Origin of the sequence: Portibacter lacus, assembly GCF_021533215.1 — a bacterium.
Lineage (GTDB): Bacteria > Bacteroidota > Bacteroidia > Chitinophagales > Saprospiraceae > Portibacter > Portibacter lacus.
This window is the reverse complement of sequence record NZ_JAJNKA010000014.1, coordinates 60802-83817: the sequence shown is the minus strand read 5'-3', so window position 1 is coordinate 83817 and position 23016 is coordinate 60802. Positions and strand designations below refer to the sequence as shown.

The 23016-nt window shown below is 37.1% G+C and carries 19 protein-coding genes; 8 read left to right on the top strand and 11 right to left on the bottom strand.

Annotated features, from left to right (window positions below; translation table 11 throughout):
* Positions 1-149: 149 nt before the first annotated feature.
* The 7 genes from L2586_RS20045 to L2586_RS20015 all read right to left on the bottom strand — a co-directional run bounded on the left by L2586_RS20045 (position 150) and on the right by L2586_RS20015 (position 4971).
* Entirely contained in the window at positions 150-770 is a 621-nt protein-coding gene (locus L2586_RS20045; protein ID WP_235294736.1) for a hypothetical protein, read from the bottom strand.
* The gene (locus L2586_RS20040) at positions 760-1242 is read right to left on the bottom strand and encodes an RNA polymerase sigma factor (RefSeq protein WP_235294735.1); all 483 of its coding nucleotides are present in this window, start codon (positions 1240-1242) and stop codon (positions 760-762) included. The genes L2586_RS20045 and L2586_RS20040 overlap by 11 nt, the downstream gene beginning before the upstream one ends.
* A gap of 6 nt (positions 1243-1248) precedes the next feature.
* The gene (locus tag L2586_RS20035) at positions 1249-2112 is read right to left on the bottom strand and encodes a TraB/GumN family protein (RefSeq protein ID WP_235294734.1); all 864 of its coding nucleotides are present in this window, start codon (positions 2110-2112) and stop codon (positions 1249-1251) included.
* Positions 2113-2502: 390 nt separating this feature from the next.
* A complete protein-coding gene (locus tag L2586_RS20030; protein WP_235294733.1) occupies positions 2503-3015 on the bottom strand; it encodes a DUF1761 domain-containing protein in 513 nt (170 codons plus the stop codon).
* Positions 3016-3137: 122 nt separating this feature from the next.
* Entirely contained in the window at positions 3138-3626 is a 489-nt protein-coding gene (locus tag L2586_RS20025) for a DUF4442 domain-containing protein (RefSeq protein WP_235294732.1), read from the bottom strand.
* A gap of 22 nt (positions 3627-3648) precedes the next feature.
* Positions 3649-4014: a cupin domain-containing protein gene (locus tag L2586_RS20020; protein ID WP_235294731.1), complete on the bottom strand. Its 366-nt coding sequence runs from the start codon at positions 4012-4014 to the stop codon at positions 3649-3651.
* A gap of 42 nt (positions 4015-4056) precedes the next feature.
* Entirely contained in the window at positions 4057-4971 is a 915-nt protein-coding gene (locus L2586_RS20015; RefSeq protein ID WP_235294730.1) for a S1/P1 nuclease, read from the bottom strand.
* A gap of 117 nt (positions 4972-5088) precedes the next feature.
* Here L2586_RS20015 and L2586_RS20010 point away from each other — a divergent pair, with 117 nt between their 5' ends.
* From L2586_RS20010 to L2586_RS19985, 6 genes are all read left to right on the top strand, one after another.
* On the top strand, positions 5089-6267 hold the full coding sequence (locus L2586_RS20010) for a glycoside hydrolase family 18 protein (protein ID WP_235294729.1): 1179 nt from the start codon (positions 5089-5091) through the stop codon (positions 6265-6267).
* A 1248-nt stretch (positions 6268-7515) separates the two neighbouring features.
* Positions 7516-8004: a cyclic pyranopterin monophosphate synthase MoaC gene (gene moaC, locus L2586_RS20005; RefSeq protein ID WP_235294728.1), complete on the top strand. Its 489-nt coding sequence runs from the start codon at positions 7516-7518 to the stop codon at positions 8002-8004.
* Positions 7988-9100 (top strand): NTP transferase domain-containing protein, encoded by a 1113-nt coding sequence (locus L2586_RS20000; RefSeq protein ID WP_235294727.1) that lies wholly within the window; start codon positions 7988-7990, stop codon positions 9098-9100. Before moaC ends, L2586_RS20000 begins: the two co-directional genes overlap by 17 nt.
* A 1-nt stretch (position 9101) precedes the next feature.
* Entirely contained in the window at positions 9102-11342 is a 2241-nt protein-coding gene (gene ligD, locus L2586_RS19995) for a non-homologous end-joining DNA ligase (RefSeq protein WP_235294726.1), read from the top strand.
* A complete protein-coding gene (ku, locus tag L2586_RS19990; protein ID WP_235294725.1) occupies positions 11339-12133 on the top strand; it encodes a non-homologous end joining protein Ku in 795 nt (264 codons plus the stop codon). The genes ligD and ku overlap by 4 nt, the downstream gene beginning before the upstream one ends.
* Positions 12134-12256: 123 nt before the next feature.
* Positions 12257-12946 (top strand): endonuclease/exonuclease/phosphatase family protein, encoded by a 690-nt coding sequence (locus tag L2586_RS19985; RefSeq protein ID WP_235294724.1) that lies wholly within the window; start codon positions 12257-12259, stop codon positions 12944-12946.
* Positions 12947-12955: 9 nt separating this feature from the next.
* Here the strand turns inward: L2586_RS19985 and L2586_RS19980 are convergent, their stop codons facing one another.
* The 4 genes from L2586_RS19980 to nhaD form a co-directional block, all read right to left on the bottom strand.
* Positions 12956-15346, bottom strand: a complete 2391-nt coding sequence (locus tag L2586_RS19980; RefSeq protein WP_235294723.1) for a DUF5060 domain-containing protein — start codon at positions 15344-15346, stop codon at positions 12956-12958.
* Between the two features lie 159 nt (positions 15347-15505).
* A complete protein-coding gene (locus L2586_RS19975) occupies positions 15506-15838 on the bottom strand; it encodes a DUF2853 family protein (protein WP_235294722.1) in 333 nt (110 codons plus the stop codon).
* 87 nt (positions 15839-15925) lie between these two features.
* A complete protein-coding gene (locus tag L2586_RS19970; RefSeq protein ID WP_235294721.1) occupies positions 15926-19021 on the bottom strand; it encodes a WD40/YVTN/BNR-like repeat-containing protein in 3096 nt (1031 codons plus the stop codon).
* Positions 19022-19060: 39 nt separating this feature from the next.
* Positions 19061-20434 carry a sodium:proton antiporter NhaD gene (gene nhaD / locus L2586_RS19965; RefSeq protein WP_235294720.1) on the bottom strand — a complete coding sequence of 458 codons (1374 nt, stop codon included), beginning with the start codon at positions 20432-20434 and terminating at the stop codon, positions 19061-19063.
* A gap of 180 nt (positions 20435-20614) precedes the next feature.
* Between nhaD and dusB the strand changes: the two genes are divergently transcribed.
* Positions 20615-21607: a tRNA dihydrouridine synthase DusB gene (gene dusB, locus L2586_RS19960; RefSeq protein WP_348535537.1), complete on the top strand. Its 993-nt coding sequence runs from the start codon at positions 20615-20617 to the stop codon at positions 21605-21607.
* Positions 21604-23013, top strand: coding sequence for a CCA tRNA nucleotidyltransferase (locus L2586_RS19955; protein ID WP_235294718.1), 1410 nt, complete (start codon positions 21604-21606; stop codon positions 23011-23013). The genes dusB and L2586_RS19955 overlap by 4 nt, the downstream gene beginning before the upstream one ends.
* Positions 23014-23016: the final 3 nt, after the last annotated feature.

Sequence of the window (23016 nt, the reverse complement as noted above, 5' to 3'; positions counted from 1 at the left end):
TAACAAGTATTTTGAAATACATTAACAGAAGCACCGGCTTTTGTATGATTATAGAACTTTGACTGATAACTAGATACGAAAAGGCCTTTTATCTATCCAAGGAGAGCTTAGAGTAATAGCTCGGGTTTCGGATGCCATGACTTCAAATTTTAATCCAAGGCTTCTAGCAGATCTTCTAATTGTGTAATGTACTTTCCGTATAGCTTCTCTGCCCACCAAATGGTAGTAAAATAGAATAAGATACCAACGATTATTATAATTGAGATGCAAATAATCGTAGTAACAATATCGCCTTCAAATAAGAAGTATCTTGAAAATAAATCAGGACTAGTAGTTTTTGTATTTCCAAAAAACAGTGCAGTTACAGGAACGGGCAGCAATAGACTGCTTCCCATTACGGCAGTCTTATATACCTCTAGAGTAAGTTTTAACTCATGCACGAAATACAATATGGATGATTTCGAGTCACCGCTAATTTTGTTAGTGTTTTTTACGAATTTCATCATTCGAACGAGGTACATGAGCGTAATGATGGATGCTAAAGTCATCATTATTACGTAAACCGAGAATGCTAGAGGATATAATTCTACGAAGAAAAGTACGGAAAAGAATACTAGAATGAAGCATAGTTGGGTTATGATTTCACTTTTCATTGATGCCCTTACTTTATCGATAGGCAATTGACTTTTTCTTAAATCTGATAAAGAATTTGGAATTTGAAAATCGTTAGATTCACTTGATATTTTAGATTTTAAGTTATCAAAATTCATACTTGTTCTCTTTAATAATGTCTTGTAATTTTTGTTTAGTTCTATTCGTTTTAACCCTTACGTTTCCTGGACTTATACCCAAATTTGCTGCAATTTCTTCTCCACTTAAGCCATCCAAATATTGAATGATCAAGGCTTTTTCTATTTTATTTAAATGCTTCACAGCTTTGTAGAAGATTTTAACTTCATCATCTTGGGAAGAGTCATACCAAAGTCCAGGTTCAGATTGAATAACCTCTTTTTGCTTGTTTTCTTTTTTAAAGTAAACTAATGCTGTATTGATTGCTACTCTATAGGCCCATGTTGAAAATTTTGATTGCCCTTTAAACTTGGAGATAGAATTCCATAATTGAAGCAAGATTTCCTGGAACAAGTCCTCTTGATCTTGCTTCAATTCGAAGTACATTCGGCATATTTTCACGATCATTCCTTTATGATCATCTACCAACTTTAGAAATTCGTTCTCTTCCAATTTGCTCTAGTTGAAAACTGGTGTTACGTTATAACCTAAAGCTCTTAAATTTGGAATCAATCCAAACTCTCCAATGAGGTGAGCACTTCCTACTGCGAAAAGATTACTTTCTTCTTTCATCATTTCAGGCATTTTTTCTAACCAATTTTTATTTCTGTATTCTAACATCCAGTATTCAGCATTCTTATTCATGAAGCGAGGATCAGATATCACTGTGCCAAGTTCAGTTATTTTTTCTGAGTTGTATGTACTCACCATTAGATCAAATACATCAGAATATTCATCCATTATTAATAGTTGTTCTAACATTTCATCTGGCGGGAAAGCATTGTTGAAAAATTCTGCTTGCCTTTCTATTTTTTCTAGTCCTTTTATTTCCTTTTCATGTGTATTGGCCAATGCAATAAGTTCAAATTCCCACATTTTAACTGATGGACATGAAATAGATTTTTGAAGAATCATGGAATAAACAGCCATGATACTGAACTGATCAAATGATTCTATGCCTGCATTCATTGTCTTTTTTAGTAGTTGGTCAAGTTTTTCTATTTGGTCCTCAGAATAAATTTCAGAGAGTGGTTGATCTCCCATTAATGTTTTTTGCAGAGCTTGTATTTCTTCAGGGTCTGAAAAATCAATCTCTAAAACAAGGTTGCTAGTTTCTTTTAAAGCATTTACAACTTTGTCTTTCATCACAAAATCACTTTCACACATAACGTGAATCGTCCCTAATAAATAAGATGCTTCTGTTAATCCATTCCCTTCAATTTTCCAAAGCGTAGAATTTTCTATTTTTTCATCTTGTGCACTTAATTTTGTAACTCCAATAAGGACTGCAAAAAGGAATATAATTTTGAATATATTTTTCATTTTCTATTTTTTTGTGTTTGTAAAATTTTTTCGAATCGATTCATCTAGTTAGTAGCTCAGATGTGAGATTTGTTACAAACACTTTAATTTATTTTTATAGAAAGTGTTTAAGTTGCAGTATGTCAATGTTTTATATTCGTAATAAAATGTGAGTATGGTGGTGATTATAGAATTTAGAGGTCCAGGAGTTGTGTGAATTGAAATTCAAAAGTTTGCTAAATGCTTAAAATACGGGGGATTTAATTTTGGGTATATTCAAGATAGAGGAGCTGATTTAATTTACAGCATCTTAAGTCAATTAATAGCAATTAAATTGACAAATATCAATGTGAAATAATCCATTACATACTAATGATCCCTTGAATAAATAAAATTTAACGGTTAGTTATTTTAGCTCAATGCACCATAATTAATCGTCTGACATAGAACACCACCAATAAGCATTAAGCATATCAACCAAAACCCAAAATGGATCATAATATATTTCCAGCCCCTTCTTTCAAACAATGAAATGATTGCAATAATGGGAAGAACAAAGAATACAGAAGCCATAATACCATGTATGACACCGTGGCCAAAAGTTCTGAAGCGATCTCCATAATCCACCATGAGTTCATTATATACTTGCTGATCACTGCTTCCGGAGACCATGACATCTGGCATTAACATTGAAAAAACACCGCCCTGATGAATAACGACAGAAGTGAAAAAGAAAGAAAGGACTACGGAAAATAGATAAGTAAGTCCGAAAATGAGCCCCATATTTGCACCTTTCATAGATTCTTCTGTGAATCCATTCGTCTTCATCCATATGGTCCCGAAGGTTTTAGGATTATAGTAAAGGAAGCCGATCAATAAAGGAATCAATCCAGTAACGAAAAACATGTACCAGTTCGTAGGCATAATAGTTAGTTTTGTTTAGAATAATTGGAGAGTTGGTATCTCTTTCTGAAAGTTACATATAAAATTGGGTTGTTAGTATAAATAAACATAGTTTTTATACTGAGAGATAGAGACTTAAGTATTTATTTTTTACTGATCCATGCCCAATTCATTTCTGCAACCACCACATCTTCACCAGATTCGTCTACTAACTTAACAGGTATGATGAGATCACCACTTTCTGATGCCCTAATTTGTTGAATAGCTTCTTCTGTCAATGTTGCTGTGGCAGTCTGATTTCCTATGCTGCGCTTAATATATTTTACTGATAGCTTTTTCATTAATGGCAACTTATCATCCGGGATATTCATTCCGAGCAGTATGCCTGTAGTGGTTTCGGCAAGTAATACCGTTGCCGCTGCATGCACTTGATGGATATGGTTTTGGATTTTCTTGTGATTCGGAATGTGCGCAACGAGTTCAGAGCATGATATTTTATCGAACACAATACCTGCAGTACCAATCATAGGAACAGCTCTGCCTATTGCCTTATTTCTCGCCCAATTTTGAAGAAATTTTGGCAACTTGTTTACCTTCTCTAAAGACCTATTCAATCGATTATTATACTCCATAAGCTAAACTAAGTTTTAATAATTACTCTCTATTCACCATTTCCATGGAAAAAGCTGGTAGGCAAATTGCTAAATATTCACAAGCCGTATCAAATGGATTAGAATACTGAACTCTTGCTCCTTTCTGGATATGTATTGATTCTCCCTTTTCCAAAACAATGATTTCGTCATCAATAATGAACTGCTTCTTTCCATTGATGATAAAAGTGAATTCATCAAATTCTGGTGTCTGGTAGGGTTCACTCCATTTTGGTGGTGCAACCATGTGTGCAATACTTATTGCTTCATTATGGGTAGAAGCAAGACCATGATGTTCTTTTATTGATTTCCCATCATTAGTAGGAACAACAAAGGGATTTCTCTGAATAGTAAATTTTTGATCTGACATGGATGTTTATTTAAATTTAGCAATTGTAGTTGTTTTAAATCTTTATTTCCCAGTTTCTCCATAAATGTCATTCAGCATTTTGCCGAGTCTAAGTCCTGCTACTACAAGTTGCTGTTGAACAATCTTTTTTCCATTTTCAATGTATAAATCGGATGGTGTATTTCCTGGTTTAATATATTGATTACGACCTCGGTCATCGACTCCCATTTTACCTTTGTAACCATATTTAACAGCCAATTTATGGCTTTCCAATGCCCAGAAATCAGGATCTGTTTCATCTAAGCAAACAGAAATATCTTGATCAAAGTCACTCAGAAGTTGTTTGGCTAATTCTTGATATCGATTTATCCCTTCATCTTTCAATGCTTCTTTCGGTTTGCCGTAAGGGCTGATATCGTTCATATGACTCAGGAATCCACAGCCATCATCCCACATCGAGTGGAGATTACGATATTTACCTTGAAGATTAAACTCGTTTCCTCCAGCATCTCCGGACGGATTTTCGTCAGAGAAGTGGCTGGTGCAGTGAAGTGGTTGGTGAATATCGCCTACAAAGTGAACTAAGAAACCCAAGTGTCTAGCTTTGTCAATATCCCTTGATTTCTCAGTTCGCAAAACTTGATTCATTTGGTTTATAGCCCAGATGACATCAACTTCTTGATGATCAGGTAAAGCCACACGGTCGGGATTGTATGGAATGTTAGTATAGTGCCAGGTATCGAAAGAACGAACACCTTCCGCTTTTAAGTCATCAGGCCAAGCGCCTAATGTAATAAAATGGTTAGTATATGGATAATCACGCTGAGCAATTTTAGTTAAGCGGTTCACTTCCTTTTTTGCTGTATCATCAAGCTGCATATAGGCAATCATTGCAACGACTAAGTGTCCAGGATCCCACCACGCTTTTAGCTGAGTAGAAAAACTAATAAGCAAGGTCAAGACAAGTATCTTTTTCATTCGACTAAGTTTTTTGTAAATTTAATAATAGCGAATCAATAATGTAGTATTCGCATAGAATGTAACGTTATTTTTAAAATACTTCACGGTTAGTTAAACGCACCAAATAAATTAATGATGAAATTAATTCTTTTACTCTTTTCAATTCTTTTTTCATTGGCGAATTCTAGTGTTCAGCTAAGTGAAGATCCTGTAATTATGGCTTATTATGTGCCTGAACGAGATTATAAACCAGAACAAATTCCAGTTGAAAAGTTGACGCACATCATTTATAGTTTTAGTAAAGTGATCGATGGTAAAATGCAATTAAGCAATCCAAGGAAAGCCGGTGAAAAGTTAAAGCAACTTGTGGATCAGAAGAAGCGAAACAAAGATCTAAAGGTTATGATTGCATGTGGAGGCTGGGGTGCTGGTGGATTCTCTGAAATGGCATGGACTCCGGAAGGCAGAAATAAATTTGTTGAAAGTGCAATAGCATTTATTGAGGAATACAAATTGGACGGGATGGATATGGATTGGGAGTATCCTACGAGTTCATCCGCAGGCATCGGAGCAAGCCCGGAAGATAAGCAGAATTTCACTTCATTAATGAAGCAACTTCGGGAAGCTTTAGACGAATTAGATCGACCTCAAGTGCTAACATTTGCTTCTGCTGGGTGGAAGGATTATTATAATTACATAGAAACTGAAGAGGTAATGAAGTATGTTGACTACATGAATGTCATGACTTATGATCAGATTGTTTCAACTTCTCCTTACACAGGTCATCACACTCCACTTGGATATATTACAGAGGTAAGCATGGAAGGTTATCCACTTTATGAACATATGCAGTCAAGAAAGGAGGAAATGGCAAAAAGAGGTAGGACATGGGAACCTCGATCTGTTAAAAAGATTATTGAGTTTTGCTTGGCACAGGGTGTGAAACCTGAGCAATTGGTAATCGGAGCTGCATTTTATGGTAGAGCATGGAAGGGTGTAGATCCTGCGATGAATGGATTATATCAAAAAAATAGAGGGGAATATATAGGTTGGAGTGCTTATAGTCAGATCAGATCTGAGTTTGAAAAAGATAAGAATTTTACTAGGCATTGGGATTCAATTGCCATGGCTCCTTACTTATATAGTGTTAAGGATAGTATATTTATAACTTATGACGATCCAGAATCCGTTACATTAAAGACAAGGTATGCCATTGAAGAAAAATTGGGAGGAATTATGTTTTGGCAATTAGGAAATGATACAAAAGAAGAAAATGGATTATTGGATGCGATCTATGAGGAAAGCGTTAGGTAGTGGATAGATGAAAGTGGATAGAGAATAGAAGAGAGTTTAAAGTGGAGAGTTTAAAGAATTAGATCTGTAAGCCGAGCACTGGCTTTGGTGTAGGCTGGGATTTCAGAGCTGAATTTAAATTTGAAAGGAAGTAGGGAAAAGTTTTCCGCAGATTTCGGTGATTACGCAGATTAAAAAAACATTCATAAGCTCACTTGAGGTGATACTATGAAGTTTTTATCAATGATCAGGGATAGTTAGTTTAAAGAATTAGATCTGTAAGCCGAGCACTGGCTTTGGCGTAGGCTGGGATTGCAGAGCTGATTTTAAAGGAGAGAGTGGAAAAGTTTTCCGCAGATTTCGGTGATTACGCAGATCAAAAAAACATTCATAGGCTCACTTGAGGTGATACTATGAAGTTTTTATCAATGATCATGGATAATTAAAGAATTAGATCTGTAAGCCGAGTACTGGCTATGGCGTAGGCCATGATTGCAGAGCTGATTTTAAAGTTGAAAGGAGATAGGGGAAAAGTTTCCCGCAGATTTCGGTGATTACGCAGATCAAAAAAAACATTCATAGGCTCACTTGAGGTGATACTATGAGGTTTTTATCAATGATCATGGATAGTTAAAGAATTAGATCTGTTAGCCGAGCGCTGGCTTTGGCGTAGGCTAGGATTGCAGAACTGATTTTAAATCTGAAAGTTGAGAGTGAAAAAGTTTCCGCAGATTTCGGTGATTACGCAGATTAAAAAAACATTCATAGGTTCACATGAGGTGATACTATGAAGTTTTTATCAATAATCATGGATAGTTAGTTTAAAGAATTAGATCTGTAAACCGAGCGCTGGCTTTGGCGTAGGCTAGGATTGTAGAACTGATTTTAAAGTTGAAAGGTGAGAGTGGAAAAAGTTTCCCGCAGATTTCGGTGATTACGCAGATCAAAAAAACATTCATAGGCTCACTTGAGGTGATACTATGAAGTTTTTATCAATGATCATGGATAGTTAAAGAATTAAATCTGTAAGCCGAACACTGGCTTTGGCGTAGGCCAGGATTGCAGTGCTGATTTTAAATTTGAAAGGTGACAGTGGAAAAAGTTTCCCGCAGATTTCGATGATTACGCAGATCAAAAAAACATTCATAGGCTCACTAGAGGTGATACTATGAAGTTTTAGTGAAAAAGGACCCAAAAATTCACAAATATTAGGTTCATTGATAAGAATCCGTATATTTTTATCAATTTTAAAAATTAAAAGGAGTAATAATGAGCGAACACGGATTTAGTCATATTTCCAAGGATGGAGAACCAAGCATGGTGGATGTAGGAGATAAGAAAGTAACTGATCGGATTGCGATCGCGCGAGCTATCGTGGAACTAGGAAATGAAATCGTAAGGGAAATTACAGATAACGGTTTTCAGACCAAAAAAGGTCCCGTTTTTCAGGTGGCTTCACTAGCTGGAATTATGGCAACGAAGCGAACTTCTGACTTGATTCCACTGTGTCACCCACTAGCATTAAATAAGGCAGATGTGGATATTAAAATAATTAGTGATACGGAAGCGCAAGTTGATTGCTTGGTAAAAACATCAGGGAAAACAGGTGTTGAAATGGAAGCATTAACAGGCGCTACAGTGGCGGCACTTACGATCTACGATATGTGTAAGGCCATGTCACATGAAATCAAAATCAAAGAAGTGAAACTCATACATAAATCTGGAGGAAAAAAGGATTACAATGCAGAAGAAAAGTAAACACGCGAACCTAGTCAAACCAAGTTTCGGATCCTTTGGGAGAAATGAATGGGCATTCATCGGAGCGCCTTGCGGAGAGATTAAATCACTGGTAGAGCGAATTGCTGAACTTGCTGAAAACCAGATTCTTTACATTGACGAAACGCACCATAAAGAAGCAACGCCAGAAAAACTTGCGATCACAACCAAAATGGGTCAGGCTCAGTCCTTTTCTCAACCGAAATCATGGAACAAACCAGGGAACTATATCAACTTTAGTCACTACGATTTTTGCTTTGTCAATGGAAATCATTTCACGGCTCAGAAACAAATTGTCATCTTAGATTCGAAGAAGGAAGAATCCTTAAGCAAAAAGCTTGACAGATTAACCAATGTTCGAGCTATTCTCACAACCGAAAGAGTTGCTAAGCCTTACGATTTTTTAAAAGATCACCTCAACGATATCGATGCTATACCTGTTTTTTCAATCCATGATCATCAGCAAATTTGGGAGTTTATAAAAAATGACTTTGAAGTTCCACGACTTAAGGCATTAGTCTTAGCAGGTGGGAAGAGCGTAAGAATGGGCAGAGATAAAGGAAAGATAAACTATCATGGAGTGGGCCAAGCAAGCTACTTATATGGTATGCTTTCAGGAATGGGGTTCGAAACCTATATGAGTTGCCGACCGGAACAATCGGAGCAATATGCTGACAAAAATCAGATTCATGATAAGTTCTTAGATTTGGGACCCTTTGGTGCTATTGCGTCAGCTTTTATGACCGATCCGAATGCAGCCTGGATAGTCCTTCCTTGTGATTTACCGCTGCTCGAACAATCACACATTAAAACATTGACATCGAAAAGAAACCCTCATCTATATGCGACGGCATTTCTGAATAATCACACTCAGTTTCCAGAACCACTAATTAGCATTTGGGAACCGAAAATGTATCAAAGAATGCTGGGGTTCTTAACACAAGGATATTCCTGTCCTCGAAAAGTGTTAATCAATTCTGAGGTAGAGCTCATTGAGATAGAAAACCAAGATTTTATGACCAATGTGAATACTCCAGAAGAACTTGAAAAGGTATCTTTAAAGATAGAAGGAAACTGAAATGAGTGAGCCCATTTTTACCGAAATAGACGGACGAAAAATCAAGCTCACCAATCTTGAAAAATTAATATTTCCTGAGGCAGGTTATATCAAGGCAGAAATTATTCAATATTACCAGCAAGTAGCACCTATTATGCTGAAATATATTGGTAATCGGCCGCTAACCTTAATTCGATTTCCGGATGGAATAGAGGGCAAGAAATTTTATTCCAAGGACAAACCTGATTGGGCGCCGAAGTGGATTCAAGATATTAAATTGGAAGAAGACGATAATCAATATGTGGTTGCGCATCGAATTGCGGACTTGGTATGGTTAGGGAATCTGGCAGCACTTGAAATTCATCCCATGCAAATTCGCGGTCCCGAATACGAATTTCCAGACCATTTTATTTTCGACCTTGACCCATCTCCTAGTTTTAGTTTTGTTGATTTGAAATCTATTGCTTTAAAATTGAAGATCTTTTTAGAAAGTAATGGATACCAAGTGTTTATAAAAACAAGTGGAAGTAAAGGACTACATCTTTATGTTCCTATAAAACCTCTTTATGAGCATGGATTATTTTATGAATCTATTAAGACTTTAGCACAGAAATTTGTCTCGGAAAATCCTAAGACTTGTACCCTGAAGATGAGCAAAGAGAAGCGACTCGGGAAGGTGTTACTTGATATTTATAGGAATCATCGTTCGAATTCTTGTGTCGCGCCTTATAGCCTTAGGGCAAAACCAAATGCGCCCATTTCGATGCCCTTCGAATGGAGTTTACTTGATGAAATAAAGGATTCACAACATTTCAAATTAAAGGATTTAAACATAAATCACGATGCCTGGGAAGGATTTCATGAGCAGGCTGTAGAATTATCTGATCAAAGAAACACAACAGTAGCCACTACAACTACACTTTCTTCTTACGAAAAGAAGCGAGATTTTGTAAAAACTGACGAACCGCTTCCTGAAGTTATTTACGGAAGAAATGATCAATTTGTGTTGCAATTACATGATGCAAGTAACTTGCATTACGATTTGCGTTTAGAATATGATGGTGTGCTTTGGTCATGGGCGATACCGAAAGCATTACCCGTAACGAAGCTGGAAACAAGAATGGCTATCAGAACAGAGGATCATCCCATTAAGTATTTGGATTTCGAAGGGAAGATTCCGAAGAATGAATATGGAGGAGGGGAGATGTGGATCATGGATAGAGGGAAGTATAGTATTATTGAACTAGAAGAAAAGAAGATTCAGATCAAGTTAGAAGGTCAATTTTTCAAGGGTGAATATAAATTGATCAATACAGGTGCGCAACAATGGTTAGTGAAATTATTAAGTGAATCGCTAGCAATTCCGGATTACAAACCTATGCTAGCAAGTGCTGCCCTGTCTATGGATGGCTTTGGTGAAGAATATCAATATGAAGTGAAATGGGATGGCATTAGAGCCTTAATTTTTGTCGATGAAGGTCAAGTAAAAATCATTAGTCGTAGTGGATCGAATCTAACTTCCAAGTTTCCTGAAATCGTAGATAGCCTGGAAATAGATGCCCAGAGTGGGGTCTTAGACGGTGAAATTGTGATATTGAATGAGAAAGGAGTTTCTGATTTTCCTAGCGTTATCAGTCGGTTACATTCAAGTGTACCTGGAAATCAAGACGCGGTTTTCTATGCTTTTGATTTAATTTATCTCGATGGAAAACGGCTAGAAAGCGAACCATTAAGTAAAAGAAAGGATTGGTTAGAAGTGATCCTTAAGAAGAATGAGGTTTGCAGGATTAGTGGTTTCTTCGAAGATGGGAAGGCTTTATTTGCAGCAGGAAAAGATCTTGGGATCGAGGGCGTGCTGGCGAAGGACATCAATGGCTTATATCATAGTGGCGACAGAAATTCAGTGTGGCAGAAAGTAAAATATCGCTCAGAAATCGTGGCTTATATTATTGGTTATACAGAAGGATCGGGGGATCGTAATCCTTATTTTGGAGCATTGCATTTAGCAAGCCAAGAAGATGGAGAATTTACTTATATCGGGAAAGTGGGTAGTGGTTTTAACCAAGACTCATTAAAAGAAATTTATAGCCTTTTAGAGAAATTACCTGAGACCAAACAATTTATAGAAGCTGAAATATCGGAACCATCTAAGACAAAATGGGTGGAGCCAATCATAAAATGCGAAGTCAATTTTGCATCTTTAACCAAAAGTGGCACATTAAGGGAACCTGTATTTATAAAAATAATAAACGACAAATTATGAGATCAGTCTGGAAAGGGCATATTCGTTTTTCATTGGTAACCATACCTATTCAAATTTTTAATGCAGTTGAAACCAACAAAAATATTAAGTTTAATCAACTTCACAGGGGTGATTTAGGTCGAGTTAGTTATCAGAAAACTTGCAAGTCTTGTGAAAGTATTTTATCCAAGAAAGATATTGTAAAGGGATTTGAATACGAGCCTGATCAATACGTGGTTATTGAACCGGAAGACTTGAATAGCCTAAAGTTAAAAAGTACGAGAGCTATTGATATAGAAGCTTTCGTAGATGTGGATGAGGTGCATCCTTCGCGTTTCGAAGCGGTGTATTATGTGGCGCCTAATGGAGAAGTTGCTCAGAAAACATTTAACCTGTTCAATGAAACATTAAAGAAGACAGGGAAGGCTGGAGTAGGTAGGATTATATTAAGAGATCGAGAAGATGTCGTCCTTTTAGTTGCGGAAGGCGAGGCGATTATCATGTATAAATTGAGATATCCATATGAAATTAGGTCGATCAATGATGTTCCTGGCATTGAGAATGAAAAAATAGAAAAAGCTCAGTTAGATCTCGCGATTAACTTGGTTACGGCGTTTACCAAGAAATTTGAGGAGGTTGATTTTACGGATCGATATAGAGATGCGGTGATGGAACTGGTCCAAGAAAAAATTGACGGAAAAGAAGTCGTGCATGTGAGCGATGAAGAAGAAGCGGGAGAAGTGGTAGATATCATGGATGCATTGAAAGCGAGCATAGAAAAAGCTAAGGGAAGTCAGAAGCAGGCAGGGTAAAATAAAAGATTTTATGACACTGAATACTATGATACCTTGATGTCATGATCAGAATGCATGAAAAGGAAAATATGATTATTTTTCAACTTTATACACTCATTGAATACTAAAAAACCTTACATTTTGTTACGAATTTTATCATGGAATATAAGACAGGGTGGGGGCTCAAGGTTGAAAGCTATAAAGAGCTATCTGAATAGTACAGGTGCGAAAATAATTGTGCTCAGTGAATTTAGAAACAATCTGAATGGACTGAATCTGAGAAATTCATTATTGTTAAATGGATATCGCTACCAGGCTGTTTCCGCCTCTAAAACTGAAGATAATAGTGTCTTAGTTGCTTCTAAAATTCCATTTAGTAGTGAGATTTATGCGGATATAGACCCCATTTATTCAGGAAATATTATCAAAGCATCCTTTAAGGCATTTGACTTATACGGCTGCTATCTTCCTCATAAAAAGAAGCATGTATTATTTGATTTTATGATCGATAATTTATCAAAGGATAGACCGACCATAATTGCCGGAGACCTTAATTCTGGCATTAATGGACTTGATCAGAAAGGAAATAGTTTTTGGTACGAAGAGAAGCTTCTAGAGCTAGAGGAAAATGAAGTTACAGATCTATTCCGGTTGAAAAATGGTAAGATAGAAGAATACTCGTGGATAAGCCATCAAGGGAATGGTTATCGATATGACCATTTCTACGGGAGTAAAGATTTAATTCCCATTGTTACCAATTGTTATTATGACCACGACTCACGATTAACGGGTCTAAGTGATCATGCTGCAATGTTTCTAGAATTAGGATAGCGAGCTGTTTTAATATTTTTTCAATAACTTCACAGAGGTTTTTTTTCCAGTTTTCAATTCCTTTACAGCTAGGATGTACATGCCATCGGGTAAGTTTCGAATGTCCAATGTCTGACCTTGAACTTGTTTGATTTTTTTGCCAACTCCATCAGATAATGCAAGTTGATATTTTTCCAAGTCTCCAGTGATGCGATAGATTCCATGAGAAGGGTTTGGGAATATTTTTAGGTCAATGTTTTCTAGCTTTACAACTGAAGAAGTCCTTACTTTTTCGACAAGTATCGCCCAGTCCTGTTCTGGATCAGTTGGCGGAGGACCAATTTCTTGAATACCTGGTCCGGCAATTTCTCTTGCTTCACTTAAGACGCCAGTTCTTGGATTAAACCAATAGGTGTTATAGATGGAATCATCAGTAAATTCAATATTTGTTTGACCACCATTCTTTAAGTAGATTAGATATTGTTCTCCAGGATTCGCCATACACCAGCCATCAGAAACTAAGTCATTATTAGGCTGCATTTCCCAAAATTCAATACTATTAAAAAAGGTCAATGCGTGGTTTACGAATTCCCAACTTTTATCTCTACTTCTGAAATCTTGTAAGCTCAGGTCTGATTCAGGTTGTTGGTATCCGAAATAGTATTCTACACCAGCCCCTCCAGCCATTAAATTTCCCCAGAGAACTTCTTTGCGAATATCGTTAAAGTCTGGGTTGCTACCTTCGTATCCAGGATATCCAGGATCTGGAGGAACGCCTAAGTTTGCTCCACCTTGTTCATCATTCGCAACGACCCATATTTTGCCGGATTCGTTCGAAGCCTTAACCCATTTTGACGTTTCGGAATAAACATTGGACCAATTAGTCTGAATAGAAATTCCTGAATATAAAGACTGGTCACCTAGCAGTTCATTGTATACTTTATCGGTTTGGTTAGGATAAGTGTGGATGACAACATGATGACCATATGGATCATTCTCCGCGAAGTAAGCTGCCATATCTTTTCGTTGATTGTCTGTCTGAGTATTTTCTTCGCCCATGTTCCAGTTTAAGGCTAAATGATGACCAAATCTTGCAATCAATTCTCGATAGTAGAGCTTTCTCTGTATTCCTAATTCTCCGCCATCTAAGAGCTGGTCATTTTCTGTTTCTTGTGTTTTAAAGTGTAGATAAAAACCTAAAGAATCAGCATGCGTAAATATTACTTCCCATTGATCTAGTTTAGAGCAATCGAATCTTGTGAAATCAGTATCCTCCACATAAGGAAATACGTTCTGATCATCTCCTTGAATATTCATTGTTAGAAAGGATATAGCATTAACTCCTTTAGAATAAAGATAATTGATCGCGCCTATCAGCTCTGTGCCTTTCCCATCTTGCCATGAGGGATCACCTGCATGGTAATCTACTTCATGAGGCGAATAGGATTTTCTGCGATTACCATGATTAGGCGTGTTGTCGAAATCCTCATAAGCTAATAAGTTTTCAGGGGCATCTGAACCACCCTTTAAGAAATACTGACCAGATTCCTGGAATTGGAGGTATCGCTCTCCGACAACATTTAGTCGTCCTTGAGCGCGATGATCTCTTCCTGTTTTATCATTCGGTTCGATATTAAAATTGCCACTTAATCCATCTATTGGATCTACAGGAAGTCCTGTTTCATTGGACACTGCAATGTTGTTACCAAATTCGAAATTACACTCATAAGTCCACAATCCTTCTAGATCTGGAGTGAAGTGCACACGCCAAACACTTCCAGAATCTGAACTGCTTTCGCCAGCTCGTCCATCAGCTGCAAAATAACCTGGAACTGTGTAAGAGGTTTCTCCATTAGAGAAAGTTACATTTAATCTGAAATCAAGGAAAGGGTTAGCATCAGCTGAATTTTCCGAATAAGCAGGTCCATCTATCGATAGGGTTTGTTTATGCCATTTCTTTGGTTCTCCGTTTTTAGTAATTGCACCACTCCCAGTATGAGTAGGGAATATTGGATCTGATTCATTAGAAACAACCGTAAAATTAAGATTGATAGAATCTAATAAATTTCCACTTGCCCCTGATCCAGCATAAGCTCTTGCCACAATGTTGTGGTCTCCAAGAGCTGGCGTCCATGCATTATAATTGCCATTGCTGTCTCCTGCTAGAGCATATGGAGCTATATTTTCAGTTTGATAATTATCATCTGAGTCGTAACTAAATCGAACACTACCAACTTCACCATCAATCGTAGCGATAATATTTAATTGAGATCCAGTTTCAGTTAGATTGATGGTCATGTCATCATTCATATCGAAAATGACTTCATTATTAGAAGCATTCACTAAGGATAGAGCGGTTATGTTTTGGGCAGTTGCAAAAAAGGAACTGGTAAGTAGAGCGAAGAATAGTAGAAATTTCATGATTGCAATTTAATCGTACTAAAGATGTATGAAAAAAATCAATTATCCGAATTATTGCAAGACGAAGTCAAAGGGTATTCCATATAGACAAAAAAAAAAGCCATCACAAGGTGACAGCTTCATTGGGTTCTCATTTTACATCCTAATGGAACGTAATTCTTATGCAGGAGATTTTCCAGACTTCTGAGATAGAAGGTAGTAAAAAATCGCTCTGTATTTGTTTCTGTTACTTTTTCCCATTTTTTCAACAGCATAATTCACCATGCCATCTAAATCATCACTAGCAGAAAATCCTAGCTTCTTGATTAAGTAATTTTTCTTTACTCTATCTAATTCTGTTTGATCAGATCCAGATACTGTTTCAGCATCCTTGTTGTAGATAGAAGGACCGCACGCCTTAGTGCAATCATGTATCAATTGGTCATCTACTTTAATACCAAGTTTACCCATTTGCTCTTTATAAAAAGCTAATTTTTCATCAAACTTACTCATTTGAACGTTATTTTAAATTCAAAAATTAATTAATATGCGATTAAATATAAATATTTAAAAACTACTTTTTCAAATACTTAACTCCTTTTAACCTTTTTTAACAGGTACGGATATGATATCAACTGCTTTCTCGCGAATCAAAGTATTCAGTTCTGGTAATTTTTTATCCCTTATATCGTAAAAGAGATCCAACTGGACATTTATTTTAGCAATTAATTCATCTCTCACCGCAATGGACTGTTCAGTCGGTCTGAAATCTCCAAATCCTGCAGTTGATGCCACGGCACCTAATTTGTTTGTAAGTTTTATGGGGTAATTTAATGGATCTTGTCCTGATCTATTTTTCGTTTGGTAAAGCTCTTTTTCGATGTTAGAAATGGTTGAATCTATTTCTGAGGCCATATCAACAATTTCAGCATCCATCTTCTCTTTATCTTTGAACGGAGTAATCTTTTCCTTTAGGATACGAATGTCTTTAATAACTTGGTGCGCTTCTGTAATTTTATCGTTGATGCCTTGCACGAAATCAAATTGAGCTTTTAAATCATCTACAGTACTTTCCATTCTTGGATCTGCTATGATGGTAATTTTTTCTGAAACAGTCTTTCCATTTTTGCTTAAGCTTACAGAATAGTTACCTGGTATCGCTCTAGCTCCTCTGAGGCTTGCAGCCCACATGATCATGCCTTTAAATTTCTCCGCATTAGGGTAGTAAAGGTTCCAGATGAATTGATTAGCGCCTTTTTCTACCTTGAGTTTATTTTCTTTACCTTGATTAGAATAGGTAATTATTTCATTCCCAAGTTCGTCTGAAAATTGCATTTTGATGGTATCCTTTTCATCATAATCTTTTATATAATAATTGATGATGGCTCCATTAGGATGGTTAATGCCAGCGCCTTTTACTTTATCAGAATATCCTCCTCCCATGCGAATCACATCTTTGGGTGGAAATAAAATTAGATCAGAAGCTTTGTTTAAATTTTTAAATTCATAAACAGGATTAAGGTCGTCGATCATCCAGAGGCTACGTCCTTGAGTAGCTACGATTAAGTTGTTATTCTTAATGGTAAGGTCTGTTATAGGAACAATTGGTAAATTCTGCTGGAAAGGACTCCACGAATTTCCATCATCAAATGAAATATACATCCCTGTTTCCGTACCTGCATATAATAATCCTTTTTGATTAGGATCCGCTCTTACAACTCTTGTGAAGTGGTCCTCTTGAATTCCGGAAGTGATTTTCTTCCATGTTTTTCCGTTATTTTCAGTCTTATAAATATACGGAGTGTAGTCTCCTTTTTTATATAAGGTAGCAGCAACATAACAACCTTGTTCATTGAATGGATCAGGTTCTATGGTATTAATCATAGCCCACTCTGGTAGGTTAGAAGGAGTAACATTTTTCCAGTTTTCCCCGCCGTCAGTTGTTAAGTGAATAAGTCCATCATCAGATCCAGTCCAGATGACTCCTTCTTTAAGTGGCGATTCATCAACTGCAAAGATGGTACAGTAATATTCTACGCTGGTATTGTCTTGAGTAATTGGTCCACCTGAAGATTTTAATTTATCAGGATCGTTTCTTGTTAAATCTGGGCTTATTAATTCCCATGATTGTCCTTCATTTGTTGTTACATGAAGGTGATTAGAAGCGGTATATAATTTATTAGGATTATGTTTAGAAAAGAATATAGGGAAGTTCCACTGGAATCGATATTTCATTCCTTCTGCACCATAGCCCATTGGGTTGTCAGGCCAGACATTGATCCCTCTTCTAGATCCTGTTCTGTGATTTACTCTGGTAAGAAATCCGCCATAACTTCCACCGTATACGATTTCATCATCTTTAGGGTCAACTGCAATATGCGCAGATTCACCACCTGCTGTCGATTCCCAGTCTGATTCGCCGATGCTTCTACCGTCTGTACGATGAGATATCCTTACAGTGCTATTATCTTGCTGTGCAGCATATATGCGATATGGGAAATGATTATCAGTAGTTACTCTATAAAACTGAGCAGTAGGTTGATTATGATAAGTACTCCAAGTCTCTCCACCATCGAAACTTACTTGTGCCCCACCATCATCTGCAATAATCATACGTTTATTATTCGATGGATCGATCCATAGGTCGTGGTGATCACCATGTGGTGCACCGTAAGATTTAAATGATTTTCCTGCATCTTTTGATTTGTGATAAGATACATTGACCACGAAAAGTCCATCTTCATCTTGTGTATCAGCGTAGATTCGTGTATAATACCAAGCCCGCTGTCTTAAACTTCTATCATCATTGGTCTTAGTCCAGGTTTTTCCACCATCATCGGATCTATATACTCCACCATCTTTATTTTCTATTAATGCATAAATCCTATTTCGCTTTACAGGTGAAACAGTAATGCCCGATATTCCCCATACGCCCTCAGGTAATCCTTCATTTTCTGAGATATTTTCCCAAGTTTCCCCACTATCAGTACTTTTCCATATAGCAGATCCTTCTCCACCGCTTTCTAGGGAATAAGGAGTTCTTCTGATAGTCCAAGTGGAAGCATATAGCACTCTGGAATTATGAGGATCGATAATTAGATCTACTGCTCCAGAAGAAGCATTGGCAAAAAGTGTTTTTTTCCATGTTTTACCTCCATCTGTGCTTTTATAAACTCCGCGTTCTTCAGAATCCTTATATAAATCTCCCATCACTGCAGCAAATACAATCTCTGAATTTTCAGGATGAATCCTTATCCGGCTGATATGACGAGAATCGTCTAAGCCAATGTGGGACCACGTTTCTCCAGCGTTTTCAGACTTCCACATGCCATAACCATAAGAAACATTACCTCGAACCGTCTTTTCTCCTCCACCGACATAGATCACATTATCATCAGATTCCGCAACGGCAATGGCGCCGATACTTCCACCGAAAAAGCCATCTGATATATTATCCCATGACCTTCCACCATCCATTGTTTTCCATACTCCACCTCCAGTACTTCCGAAGTAAAAAAGGTTATCTTTTCTTTGTACACCAACAACAGCACAAGATCTTCCCCCTCTAAAAGGTCCTAATAATCGATATTCTACCGACTTTAAAATTGATTCTTGTTCGTTCTGACCGTAAGAAGAATTGACATTGAAGAATATCAAAAGCATTACGCTTAGTGCATAAGAAATGATGGCTTTCATACTTGATTTATTTATGTAGTGGAATGATTTTAAATCATCTTAATGCAATACGCTGTATAGGCCTAAGAACACTATACTACCTGCTACGAATCCGACTGCTGCTAACCAACTGATCTTTTTAACATACCAAATAAAGTCTATTTTTTCCATACCCATCGCAGCAACTCCAGCGGCAGATCCAATAATCAACATAGATCCTCCCGTTCCTGCAGCATAAGCAATAAAGTGCCATAATTTTGCATCCATAGGTTGATCATACATACCCATCGAAGCGGCTACTAGTGGCACATTATCAATTATTGCAGAACCGACACCTAACAGCATGATCACGATATCTTGATTCGGGATTGCATTTTCTAGCAATTCAGCTAAATAACGTAAGGTTCCTACACCATCCACAGCTAATGTTTCAAGTGCACCTACGGCCATTAATATTCCTAAAAAGAATAAAATACTAGACATTTCTATCCTACTCAGCGCTTTGTGTGCTGAGTACAGTATCTTTTTATCTTCGTCAAAATCCTCTTCAGGGTGTATGTATTCCGATACTAGCCAGACCACTCCCATACTAAGCATCATACCTATATAGGGAGGTAGGTGGGTAAATGTTTTGAAAAACGGTACAAATACAATGGCACCAAGACCTAAGAATAACATGGTCTTACTACTTAATAAGCGGTCTACTTCTTCATGATCGTCAGGAATGACAATTTCTCCTCTGAATGGTTTCATGAAACTCGCAATCGCGAATGGTACAACAAAACATATTACAGAAGGAATAACTAACCATTCAATTAATCCTAGTGTACTTACTTTCTTGCCTATCCATAACATCGTTGTAGTTACATCACCGATCGGCGACCAAGCTCCACCTGCGTTTGCAGCAATAACGACCATCGAAGCATACCATATTCTCGTCTCTCTGTCGTGGAATATTTTTCTCAATAAAGTAACTAGAACAATCGTTGCCGTTAAGTTATCTATAATAGCAGAAAGGATAAAGGCTAATACTCCGATTATCCAAAGCAGCTTTCTTTTATTTTTTGTTTTTACCCAACCTTTTAAGATATCAAATCCTCTATGAAGATCAATAATCTCGACGATGGTCATTGCTCCAATCAAGAAAACGAGGATTTCCGCTGTTTTTCCTAAGTGGTGAAGTAATCCATTCACGAAACCTTCTTCGTTATGCAGATAAGCTTCCCCTGCATGGTCTGTAATGCCAGCAAGAGACCAAAGATTTTCGTGTGTATCGATTGCAGTTATTAAACCTTTATGAAATCCTACTGCAAGAAATGCCCAACACAGAGCACCCATAATAAGAGCAGGTACGGTTTTATCTAATTTTAAAGGGTGTTCAAGGACGATAGCAATATATCCAAGAATAAAACATAGAACAATAGCTAAAAACATAGTTGGCTAATTTTACGGAAACATAAAGATTTACTAGACTAACTAAAAATTTTGACAATATTATTTTTTGAATAAATATAAAATATAGACTTATGTCAATAGGAGATTTTGTTATTGAGCAGGTTATTCTATGACTTTAGAAAAATAGCCTTATTTTTGTGGATTCAAAAAGAAATAAACTTGGTCAAAATAGGTAAAACAGAGCTAGGAGAATTCCCATTATTACTTGCTCCGATGGAGGATGTAAGCGATCCTCCTTTTCGCGCGTTGTGCAAGCAACAAGGTTGTGATATGATGTATACAGAGTTCATCTCTGTGGAAGGTCTTATCCGGGATGCTACTAAAAGTGTCCAGAAACTGGACATCTATGATGATGAAAGGCCTATCGGTATTCAGATCTTCGGAGCGGAATTAGATTCTATGGCTCGCGCTGCGGCAATCGTAGAAGAAGCTGAACCAGAATTACTAGATATCAATTTCGGTTGCCCAGTGAAAAAGGTAACCTGTAAGATGGCTGGAGCTGGAATTCTGCAAGACATCGACAAGATGGTTAAGCTCACAGATCATATTGTGAAAAGTACGAATCTTCCCGTGACCGTGAAGACAAGACTTGGATGGGATGATAATACAAAGTTTATAGAAGAGGTTGCAGAAAGACTGCAAGATGTGGGGATTAAAGCGTTATCGATCCACGGAAGGACTAGAAAACAAATGTACAAAGGAGAGGCTGACTGGTCTCTGATTGGTAAAATCAAAGAGAATCCAAGAGTACATATCCCGATTTTCGGTAATGGGGACATAGATTCTGGGCCTAAAGCCTTAGAATATAAGAATAGATATGGTGTGGACGGAATCATGATCGGAAGAGCAAGCATTGGCAATCCATGGATATTTAGAGAAATTAAGCATTACTTTAAAACAGGTGAAGAACTCGCACCACCTACTATAGATGAAAGAGTAGATGCTGCAAAACAACACTTGAAGAAAAGTCTTGAATGGAAGGGAGAAGTTTTAGGAATCCTAGAAATGAGAAGACATTATACAAATTATTTTAGAGGTTATCCACATATTAAGCCTTTTCGAGCAGTTCTGGTGACTTCACATGATATAAATGAGCTAGAAGACACATTAGAAACGATTAGAGAGCGCTATGCAGATCATGTAACCGTATGATATTTAGAATTCAGAAATACGAAAGGAAAATTTTCGAATTGATCGGAGATTGTGCAGAAGAATTAGGTTACCCTACATATGTCGTAGGTGGATATGTGAGAGATCGCTTATTAAACCGTCCATCGAAAGATATGGACATTGTCTGTGTAGGAAGCGGTATAAAACTCGCTCAGCAATTAGCTGGTAAATTAAAGCCAATACCTAGATTAGTGGTTTATCAAAGGTTTGGTACAGCGATGATCAAGCACAAAGATTTAGAAATTGAATTTGTAGGTGCGCGGAAGGAATCTTACCGATCGGATTCCAGAAAACCTGCCATAGAAAGCGGAAGTCTGGAAGATGATCAGAATCGAAGAGACTTCACGATTAATGCACTAGCTGTCAGTTTAAATAAAGAGGATTTTGGGAGTTTAGTGGATCCATTCGAAGGGCTTATTGACCTAGAGAATAAGACGATCAAAACTCCGCTCGAACCTGGGAAAACATTCTCTGATGATCCGCTTAGAATGCTCCGCGCAATAAGGTTTGCTACTCAATTGGATTTTGAAATTGAGCCAACGACCTATAAAGCATTGAGTGAGTTTAAATCCAGAATATCTATTATTTCTAAGGAAAGAATCACTACGGAATTAAACAAAATTATTCTGTCTCCAACGCCTTCTAGAGGTTTTAAAATGCTAGAAGAAACTGGATTGCTGCCCTTCTTTTTTCCTGAAATGCAAGCGCTAAAAGGTGTTGAGATTCGAAATGGGAAAGGACATAAAGACAACTTCTATCATACACTAGAAGTGTTAGATAATATCTCAAAACATACAGATAATCTTTGGCTTCGGTGGGCTGCAATCCTTCATGATATTGCGAAGCCTCCTACTAAGCGTTTCAATGACAAGGCTGGATGGACTTTTCATGGTCATGAAGTTGTAGGAGAAAGAATGGCCGCTAAAATTTTCAAACGATTAAAGCTACCACTAGACCATAAACTGAAATATGTTCAGAAATTGGTACGATTGCATCTTCGTCCGATTGCGCTTACAAAAGAAGAAATCACTGATTCAGCAATTAGGCGCTTGCTTTTTGACGCTGGAGATGACATCGATGATTTAATGACTTTATGCAAGGCAGATATTACTTCTAAGAATGAAGCTAAAGTCGTTCGTTACTTAAAGAATTACGAGAAAGTTATTCTAAAGCTGAAAGAAGTAGAATCGAAAGATCACCTTAGAAATTGGGAACCACCGATTTCTGGTGAGATCATTATGGAACATTTTCATATTCCACCTTCGAGAATCGTTGGAAATATTAAATCCGCTATCAGAGAAGCTATTTTAGACGGGGACATCGAGAATGATTACAATGCGGCATTTGCCTACATGCTTAAAAAAGGTGAAGAATTTGGAGTAGGGTAGGTG